Annotated in this window: 4 protein-coding genes and 2 rRNA genes; 4 read left to right on the top strand and 2 right to left on the bottom strand. The window is 68.6% G+C overall.

Annotated elements, in window-relative coordinates; all coding sequences use genetic code 11:
* Positions 1-237 precede the first annotated feature (237 nt).
* The 3 genes from D7M15_RS03810 to D7M15_RS03795 all read left to right on the top strand — a co-directional run bounded on the left by D7M15_RS03810 (position 238) and on the right by D7M15_RS03795 (position 5,578).
* Positions 238-3,365 (top strand): 23S ribosomal RNA (locus D7M15_RS03810).
* A gap of 119 nt (positions 3,366-3,484) precedes the next feature.
* Positions 3,485-3,601: ribosomal RNA gene (rrf, locus tag D7M15_RS03805) — 5S ribosomal RNA — on the top strand.
* A 1,092-nt stretch (positions 3,602-4,693) separates the two neighbouring features.
* Positions 4,694-5,578, top strand: coding sequence for a tetratricopeptide repeat protein (locus D7M15_RS03795; protein WP_121516180.1), 885 nt, complete (start codon positions 4,694-4,696; stop codon positions 5,576-5,578).
* A gap of 1 nt (position 5,579) precedes the next feature.
* On the opposite strand, the gene D7M15_RS03790 is transcribed toward D7M15_RS03795, so the two are convergent.
* Entirely contained in the window at positions 5,580-6,842 is a 1,263-nt protein-coding gene (locus D7M15_RS03790) for a DUF1015 domain-containing protein (protein ID WP_121516179.1), read from the bottom strand.
* 113 nt (positions 6,843-6,955) lie between these two features.
* On the opposite strand from D7M15_RS03790, the gene D7M15_RS03785 reads away from it, so the two are divergent.
* Positions 6,956-8,014 carry an HAD hydrolase-like protein gene (locus tag D7M15_RS03785; RefSeq protein ID WP_121516178.1) on the top strand — a complete coding sequence of 353 codons (1,059 nt, stop codon included), beginning with the start codon at positions 6,956-6,958 and terminating at the stop codon, positions 8,012-8,014.
* A 121-nt stretch (positions 8,015-8,135) separates the two neighbouring features.
* Here the strand turns inward: D7M15_RS03785 and D7M15_RS03780 are convergent, their stop codons facing one another.
* Positions 8,136-9,059, bottom strand: a complete 924-nt coding sequence (locus D7M15_RS03780; protein ID WP_121516177.1) for a siderophore-interacting protein — start codon at positions 9,057-9,059, stop codon at positions 8,136-8,138.
* Positions 9,060-9,117: the final 58 nt, after the last annotated feature.

Below are 9,117 nucleotides of genomic sequence, written 5' to 3'. Positions count from 1 at the left end.
CGTGTCGGATCTTCCTTAGTACTGTTCACTCGGTTTTGTCCGTGTGGGTGTGGAACGGGTGGGTTCGGCTGGGGGTGTGGGTGGGCGCGCTGTTGGGTGTCTGAGAGTACGGGCATGCACATGTTTTGTGTGTGGTCTGTTTCTCTTGGTGCCGGTCCCAGTGAACTCGCACATGTGTGTGGGGTGGTGGGTGGCTGGTTGTTGTTTGAGAACTGCACAGTGGACGCGAGCATCTGTGGCCAAGTTTTTAAGGGCGCACGGTGGATGCCTTGGCATCAGGAACCGATGAAGGACGTGGGAGGCCGCGATAGGCCCCGGGGAGCTGTCAACCGAGCTTTGATCCGGGGATGTCCGAATGGGGAAACCCGGCAGTCGTCATGGGCTGTCACCCGCACCTGAATGTATAGGGTGTGTGGAGGGAACGCGGGGAAGTGAAACATCTCAGTACCCGCAGGAAGAGAAAACAACAGTGATTCCGGGAGTAGTGGCGAGCGAAACCGGATGAGGCTAAACCGTATGTGTGTGATACCCGGCAGGGGTTGCGCATGCGGGGTTGTGGGAGTTGTCTTGATCGTTCTGCCGGACGGTCGGTGAGTAAAAAATCATGTGTGTAGGCGAAGGGCATGCGAAAGGCCCGGCGTAGAGGGTAAGACCCCCGTAGCTGAAACATTCATGACTCACTTTGATGGCCACCCAAGTAGCATGGGGCCCGAGAAATCCTGTGTGAATCTGGCGGGACCACCCGTTAAGCCTAAATATTCCCTGATGACCGATAGCGGATAGTACCGTGAGGGAATGGTGAAAAGTACCCCGGGAGGGGAGTGAAAGAGTACCTGAAACCGTGTGCCTACAAGCCGTGGGAGCCTAGCGTGCCGAGTTTACTCGGTGCGTGGTGACTGCGTGCCTTTTGAAGAATGAGCCTGCGAGTTTGCGGCATGTTGCGAGGTTAACCCGTTGTGGGGGAGCCGTAGCGAAAGCGAGTCCGAAGAGGGCGTCTGAGTAGCGTGTTCAAGACCCGAAGCGGAGTGATCTAGCCATGGGCAGGGTGAAGCGGCTGTAAGAGGTCGTGGAGGCCCGAACCCACCAGGGTTGAAAACCTGGGGGATGACCTGTGGTTAGGGGTGAAAGGCCAATCAAACTCCGTGATAGCTGGTTCTCCCCGAAATGCATTTAGGTGCAGCGTCGTGTGTTTCTTGCCGGAGGTAGAGCACTGGATAGGCGATGGGCCTTACCGGGTTACTGACCTTAGCCAAACTCCGAATGCCGGTAAGTGAGAGCACGGCAGTGAGACTGTGGGGGATAAGCTCCATGGTCGAGAGGGAAACAGCCCAGAGCATCGACTAAGGCCCCTAAGCGTGTGCTAAGTGGGAAAGGATGTGGAGTCGCAGAGACAACCAGGAGGTTGGCTTAGAAGCAGCCATCCTTGAAAGAGTGCGTAATAGCTCACTGGTCAAGTGATTCTGCGCCGACAATGTAGCGGGGCTCAAGCACACCGCCGAAGTCATGTCATTGCAACTTGAGGCCTAACGGCTGTTGTGATGGGTAGGGGAGCGTCGTGTGCCGGGTGAAGCAGCCGTGGAAGCGAGTTGTGGACGGTTCACGAGTGAGAATGCAGGCATGAGTAGCGATACGCACGTGGGAAACGTGCGCGCCGATTGACTAAGGGTTCCTGGGTCAAGCTGATCTGCCCAGGGTAAGTCGGGACCTAAGGCGAGGCCGACAGGCGTAGTCGATGGATAACCGGTTGATATTCCGGTACCCGCTGTGTGGCGACCAACGCTGAATCAGGTGATGCTAAGTCCGTGAAGCCGCTCCAGCTCCCTTCGGGGTGTTGGGGTGTGGTGGAGCCGACGGTCCAAGTCTGTAGTAGGTGAGTGATGGGGTGACGCAGGAAGGTAGTCCAGCCCGGGCGGTGGTTGTCCCGGGGTAAGGGTGTAGCCCGTTGTGCAGGTAAATCCGTGCAACTTGTGGGTGAGACCTGATGCCGAGCCGATTGTGGTGAAGTGGATGATCCTATGCTGTCGAGAAAAGCCTCTAGCGATGTCGTACGGCGGCCCGTACCCTAAACCGACTCAGGTGGTCTGGTAGAGAATACCGAGGCGTTCGGGTGAACTATGGTTAAGGAACTCGGCAAAATGCCCCCGTAACTTCGGGAGAAGGGGGGCCACGTCTGGTGATCCAATTTTCTTGGTGAGCTGGGTGTGGCCGCAGAGACCAGCGAGAAGCGACTGTTTACTAAAAACACAGGTCCGTGCGAAGCCGTAAGGCGATGTATACGGACTGACGCCTGCCCGGTGCTGGAACGTTAAGGGGACCGGTTAATCAGTATTCGTTCTGGTGAAGCTGAGAACTTAAGCGCCAGTAAACGGCGGTGGTAACTATAACCATCCTAAGGTAGCGAAATTCCTTGTCGGGTAAGTTCCGACCTGCACGAATGGCGTAACGACTTCTTGACTGTCTCAACCATAGGCCCGGTGAAATTGCAGTACGAGTAAAGATGCTCGTTTCGCGCAGCAGGACGGAAAGACCCCGGGACCTTTACTATAGCTTGATATTGGTGTTCGGTTCGGCTTGTGTAGGATAGGTGGGAGACTGTGAAGTGGCCGCGCCAGCGGTTGTGGAGTCGTTGTTGAAATACCACTCTGGTCGTGCTGGATGTCTAACCTGGGTCCGTGATCCGGATCGGGGACAGTGTCTGGTGGGTAGTTTAACTGGGGCGGTTGCCTCCTAAAGAGTAACGGAGGCGCCCAAAGGTTCCCTCAGCCTGGTTGGTCATCAGGTGGTGAGTGTAAGTGCACAAGGGAGCTTGACTGTGAGACTGACGGGTCGAGCAGGGACGAAAGTCGGGACTAGTGATCCGGCGGTGGCTTGTGGAAGCGCCGTCGCTCAACGGATAAAAGGTACCCCGGGGATAACAGGCTGATCTTCCCCAAGAGTCCATATCGACGGGATGGTTTGGCACCTCGATGTCGGCTCGTCGCATCCTGGGGCTGGAGTCGGTCCCAAGGGTTGGGCTGTTCGCCCATTAAAGCGGTACGCGAGCTGGGTTTAGAACGTCGTGAGACAGTTCGGTCCCTATCCGCTGCGCGCGTAGGAGTCTTGAGAAGGGCTGTCCCTAGTACGAGAGGACCGGGACGGACGGACCTCTGGTGTGCCAGTTGTTCTGCCAAGGGCATGGCTGGTTGGCTACGTTCGGGAAGGATAACCGCTGAAAGCATCTAAGCGGGAAGCCTGCTTCGAGATGAGGGCTCCCACCCCCTTGGTGGGGTTAAGGCTCCCGGGAGATGACCGGGTTGATAGGCCGGATATGGAAGCCTAGTAATGGGTGGAGTTGACCGGTACTAATAGGCCGAGGGCTTGTCCTTAAATGTTCGCGTCCACTGTGTGGTTTCTGAGACCACAACCAGCAGGTTGCATCTTCCAATTGAAGAGTGTGCTTGTTCGCTTAGACTCTGGACCCCGTTTCTGGTGGTCCGAATAGAGTTTCGGTGGTTATAGCGTGAGGGAAACGCCCGGTTACATTTCGAACCCGGAAGCTAAGCCTTTCTGCGCCGATGGTACTGCGAGGGGGACCTCGTGGGAGAGTAGGACACCGCCGAACAATTATTAGGAGCCGTTGGCTCCCAGCGTTCACGCGCTGGGAGCCAACGGCTCTTTTTGTTTTCCTCGCAGCAGTACGCAGACAGGAGTCACGCCGATGTCCACGAACTCTCCCGACGAGCGGCCCGAACGTCGACCTCGCCAGGGCCAGGGCGGTCCTCGGCGTGACGACCGGGCACGACCGGTTCGGCGTGACGGTGAGCGTGGTGGCACCGGCGGTGGTCAACGCGGCGGTGGCGCCGGTGGTGGCGGTGGCCGTCCCGGTGGCTTCCGCCGTGACGACCGTGCGCGCGACGACCGTCCCCGCCAGGACCGTGACCGACGCGACCGTGCTCCTGAGCGTGGCGGGGACCGCGACCGTGGTGCGGGGCGCCCGTGGAACGACCGGGACCGGGCGCGGGACGACCGTCCGCGTGGCGGGGGGAGCGGCCGGGACGGTGGCCGCGACGACCGTGCCCGGGGTGACCGCGACCGTGACGAGCGTCCCCGTGGCAACGACCGCCGGGACAGCCGCCCGTGGGGTGATCGGGACCGCGACCGCGACCGGGGTCGGGACGACCGTCCCCGTAGCGATCGGCCGCGCAGCGACAGGCCTCGCAGTGACCGGCCGCGCGACGACCGCCGCGACGACCGAGGCGGTTCGCGCCCCGGCTTCTCCCGTGGCGGCGACCGTGACCGGGAGCAGAACCGTGGCCCGGGGCAGGGGCGGGACGACCGTCCGCGCGGCCCGCGCCGTACGGATGACAGCCGCGACGGCCGTCGTACGTACGGAGGCGGCGCCGGCGGCCCCGGCGCGGGTCGCGGCCGGGACGACCGGGACCGCGGCCGTGGTGGGCCCGGCGGTGGCGACCGCCGTGGTGGCCCCGGTGGCGGTGGACGCCCCGGTGGCTTCCGCCGTGACGACCGACCGGGTGACCGCGACCGCGGACGCGGTGGGGACCGTCGTGACGTACGCGGCGGCCGGGACCGGCGCGACGACCGGCGTCCGGACCGCCGGGACGACCGCCGCCCCGACCGTGAGCCGCTGCGCCGTCTCCCCATCCCCGAGGACGTCACGGGCGAGGAGATCGAGAAGGACGTACGGCAGGAGCTGATGAGCCTGCCCAAGGGCCTGGCGGAGGACGTCGCGAAGAACCTCGTGATGGTCGGCCGTCTCATCGACGACGAGCCCGAGCAGGCGTACGGCTACGCCAAGGTCGCCCTGCGGTTGGCGTCGCGGGTGCCCGCCGTGCGGGAGACGGCCGGGTTCGCGGCGTACGGCGTCGGCAAGTACGCCGAGGCGCTGGCGGAGTTCCGGGCCGCCCGCCGGATGACCGGTGGCGTGCAGCTGTGGCCGGTGATGGCGGACTGCGAGCGCGGTATCGGCCGTCCCGAACGGGCGTTGGCCATGGCCGGTGAGCCCGAGGTGCAGAAACTCGACAAGGCGGGCCAGGTCGAGATGCGGCTCGTGGCGGCCGGTGCGCGGCGTGACATGGGCCAGGCGGAGGCCGCCGTGGTGACGTTGCAGAGCTCCGAGCTGGCGTCGAACTCCGTGCAGCCGTGGTCGGCGCGGCTGCGGTACGCCTACGCGGACGTGCTGCTGGAGGTCGGGAGGGAGAGCGAGGCGCGCGAGTGGTTCGCGAAGGCGCTGGAGGCCGACCAGAGCGGCATGACCGACGCCTCGGACCGCCTCGCGGAGCTGGACGGCGTCGAGTTCGTCGACGCGCTCGACGAGGAAGAGGACGGGGACGAGGGCCAAGACGCGAGCGGCGGCGGCGAGGCCGCGAAGGCGAAGGCGCACGGGAACGCCGAGGTGACCGGTGGCGCCCCCCGCGTGCCGGAGCCCCAGCACGGCCACACGCCGCAGTTCGTCTCGGCGCCCGCTCCCGACTTCGACGACGACCTGGACGACCTGGACGACCTCGACGGTGTGGACGACCTCGACGACGCGGACGCCGCCGAGGACGAGGACGAGGCGGACGGCACCGACGACCGCTGAGTCAGCCGTCCAGCGTGCGTATGACGAGGCCGGTCGCCGGTTTGGGCCCGAACGACGTGGACTTGCGCGGCATGGTCACCCCCCGTGTCGCCAGTCCCCGTACGGTCTCCTCGGTGACCGGCCGGAGCAGCACCGCCGTACCGCCGAGCCGTCGTGCCTGGTCGACGGCGGACTCGGCGGAGTGCAGGTAGCTGATGTCGGACGGCAGGTCCGGGACCCGCCACACGGTGTCGAGCAGGGTCGAGTGCAGCACGGTCGCGTCCAGCCGCCGCCACGCCTCGGGCCGGTCCGCGCGGACCGTACGGGCGAGCAGCGCCGGGTCCGGGGAGTCCAGCAGGTGGAAGTCGCCGGGGCCGGAGGACAGCAGGAAGGCGTTGCCGGGCGCCGCGTCGAGCGCGTCGAGGGCGCGCGGCAGGGGCCCGGCGACCGTACGCCCGCGGAACGCGCCACCGAGGCGTGCCAGCGCGTCGGCCGGTGCGAGCCGCGGCAGTACCCGGTGGATGGCGCGGACCTGGAGCGGGTGGCGCGCCGAGTCGACCAGCAGCACCAGCCCGTGGGCCCAGCCGGGGTCGCCCGGGTGCTCGGCGCGCAGCTGGAGATAGGTCGCCCAGCGGTGGTGCCCGTCGGCGATGAGGGCGTCGTGGCGGCTCGGGTCGGCGGTGACGGCGGCGAGTTCGGCAGGGTCGGTGACGGCCCAGAGACGGTGTGCGAAGCCGTCCTCGGTGGTGGTGGCGAGCAACGGTTCGCGGGCGGTGGCCCGTTCGAGCACGGACCCGGCCGTGGGCCCGGAACGCCCGCCCTCCGCGCCGTCGTCGCCCCGGTAGGTGAGCAGCAGCGGCTCGAAGTTGGCGGCGGCCTCGCGCATCAGCGCGGCGCGGTCCGCGACGATCTCCGGCACCACGTCCTCGTGCGGCAGCACCGGCCCGTCGAGGCGGAGCGCGCCGATGAGGCCGCGTTGCAGCACGTCGCCGCGGCGCTGCTCGTACGCGTACAGGGCGGGCGTCCCGTCCCGGGTGAGCACGCCCGCCCGCTGCCAGTCGCGCAGCGTGTCGGCGGCCTGGCGGTGGCGGGCGGTCGGGTCGGGGGTCTGGGGCAGGATCAGCCGGACGATGTTGTACGGGTCCGCGGTCTCCAACTCGTGCACGCCGTCCGGCCGTACGACCACGTCGTACGGGGGTGAGGTGACGGCGGCGAGGCTGCGTACGCGGTCCTGGGCGTAGCGCAGCCCGCGGAACGGGCGGAGGTGGAGTCCGGCGGAGGTCATCCGGAAATGCTATGCGGCCGTCCCGGCGCGGGCCTCGGCGCGCGGTGGGGGATGATCGGGCGGGGGCCGCCGGTGGGCGCGGCCCGTACCGACACCTGAGGAGCGGGACGACGATGCTGCGGGCTTCCGGACGGGCGCTCCACGAGGCGTACGACACCGCGCTGCTGGACCTCGACGGTGTGGTGTACGTCGGCGGCGAGGCCGTCGCGCACGCCGTGCCGTCGCTGCGGGCGGCGCGCGACGGCGGGATGCGGCTGGCGTACGTGACGAACAACGCGGCGCGCACCCCGGAGACCGTCGCCGAACACCTCACCGGGCTCGGCGTGCCCGCCGACCCGGCGGACGTGGTCACCTCCGCGCAGGCCGTCGCGCGCGTCATCGCCGAGCGGGTGCCCCGGGGCGCGGCCGTGCTGTGCGTGGGCGCCGAGGGGCTGCGCGCGGCGCTCGCCGAACGCGGCCTGCGCGCCGTCGAGTCGGCGGACGACGACCCGGCGGCCGTCGTGCAGGGCTACGGCGGCCCGGACCTGGCGTGGGGCCGCCTCGCGGAGGCGGCGCTGGCGGTGGGGCGGGGCGTGCCCTGGTACGCGTCCAACACCGACCTGACCATCCCCGGCGCCCGCGGGATCGCACCCGGCAACGGCGCCGCCGTGGAGGTCGTACGCATCGCCACGCGCTGGATGCGGGAGCCGCCGGAGCCGGTGGTGGCGGGGAAGCCGCTGCCGCCGATGCACCGGGAGACGATCCTGCGTACGGGCGCGGAACGGCCGTTGGTCGTCGGCGACCGGCTGGACACGGACATCGAGGGCGCGCACGCGGGGGAGGTCGACTCGCTGCTGGTGCTGACCGGCGTGACGGACGCGGCGCAGCTGCTCGCGGCGGGGCCGCGGCACCGGCCGACGTACGTGGCGGCGGACCTGCGGGGGCTGCTCACGCCGCAGCCGGAGGTGACGGGGGACGCGGAACGCGGCTTCCGCTGCGGCGGCTGGACGGCTGCGGCGCGGGGCGGCGCGCTGGCGCTGGAGGGGGACGGCGAACGGCTCGACGGGCTGCGGGCGTTGTGCGGCGCGGCCTGGACTGCGGCGGACGGCGGTACGGCTACGGGCGGCGGTACGGACGCGGACGGCGGCACGGACGCGGGCGCGGGGAAGGCGCTGGCGCGGCTCGGCCTGTGACCCGGTCGCGCGGGCCGGGGCGGTGGTGGGGCCGCCGGCCTCGTCCCGTACCGGCGGCCCCGTCCGCCTCCCCCTGGGTGGTGGTCCGTGGTGCGGGCCGGTCACCGTACGGGTGTCGGCCTCACGTGCCGTCGCCGGTGTCCGCCCCCTCGGCGTCGACGGGGTTCACCGGGTTCCCCGCGAGGGCCTCCGAGACGAGCTGCTCCTCGCTGGCGCCCCGCCGCCAGTAGCCCGTGAACCTGACGGCCCTGCGGCCGAATCCGCGCTCCCCGACGAGGTGCCGCCGCAGTGCCTTGACGGTGCCCGCCTCCCCGGCGATCCACGCGTACGGGGTGCCCGCGGGCAGCTCCGCCGTACGGAGCGCGGCCACCGCGACGTCCGTACGGTTCGCGCCCGCCGGGGCCTCGTCCCGTACGAGCCAGGTGACGTGCGCGTCGGCGGCGGTCGGCAGGGGCTGTGCGTCGGCCGCGTGCGGGACCTCCAGCCAGACGTGCGCCGGGGTGCCCGCGGGCAGCCACTCCAGGATGCCCGCGACGGCGGGCAGCGCCGTCTCGTCGCCGCTGAGCAGCACCCAGTCCGTGCCCGGCGGGGGACGGAAGTCCACGGCGGCGTTGTCTGGCGCCGTCGGGCCGAGCACGGTGATCCGGTCGCCGGGCCGGGCGTCGGCGGCCCAGCGGGCGGCCGGGCCCTCGTCCGGGGAGAGGGAGCCGATCCCGTGGAGGGCGAAGTCGACGTCCAACTCGTCGGGGTCGCGGCGCTGTTCGCGGAGGGTGTACGTGCGCATGACGCCCCGTACGGCCGGGTCCATCGCCTGCCACCGCGTGAACCACTCCGTGCCCGCCCCGACGGGTACGACCGGCGCGTCCTGGCCGGGCCGGGGAAGGAACAGCTTCAGCCGCTGGTCCCTGCCGCCGGACTCCAGGCCGCGCAGCGGGCCGCCGAGGGTGACGCGCATCATGGACGGGGTCACGCGGCGGGCGCGTACGACGTGCAGTTCGAAGAAGTCGAAGGGCAGGGGCGGTGCTTCGGGCGCTGCGCTGCTCATGGGACGGAAACCTCCCGCTGTGTGGTCGGGGCCCGGGGGCCGGGGGCCGTACCGGCGG

Origin of the sequence: Streptomyces sp. Z26, assembly GCF_003665095.1 — a bacterium.
Lineage (GTDB): Bacteria > Actinomycetota > Actinomycetes > Streptomycetales > Streptomycetaceae > Streptomyces > Streptomyces phytohabitans.
This window is presented reverse-complemented; position numbering and strand designations above follow the sequence as displayed.

Coding starts and splice junctions, on each gene's coding strand:
- D7M15_RS03785 (WP_121516178.1), top strand. CDS start 6,956: ATGCTGCGGGCTTCCGGACGGGCGCTCCACGAGGCGTACGACACCGCG.
- D7M15_RS03790 (WP_121516179.1), bottom strand. CDS start 6,842: ATGACCTCCGCCGGACTCCACCTCCGCCCGTTCCGCGGGCTGCGCTAC.
- D7M15_RS03780 (WP_121516177.1), bottom strand. CDS start 9,059: ATGAGCAGCGCAGCGCCCGAAGCACCGCCCCTGCCCTTCGACTTCTTC.
- D7M15_RS03795 (WP_121516180.1), top strand. CDS start 4,694: ATGAGCCTGCCCAAGGGCCTGGCGGAGGACGTCGCGAAGAACCTCGTG.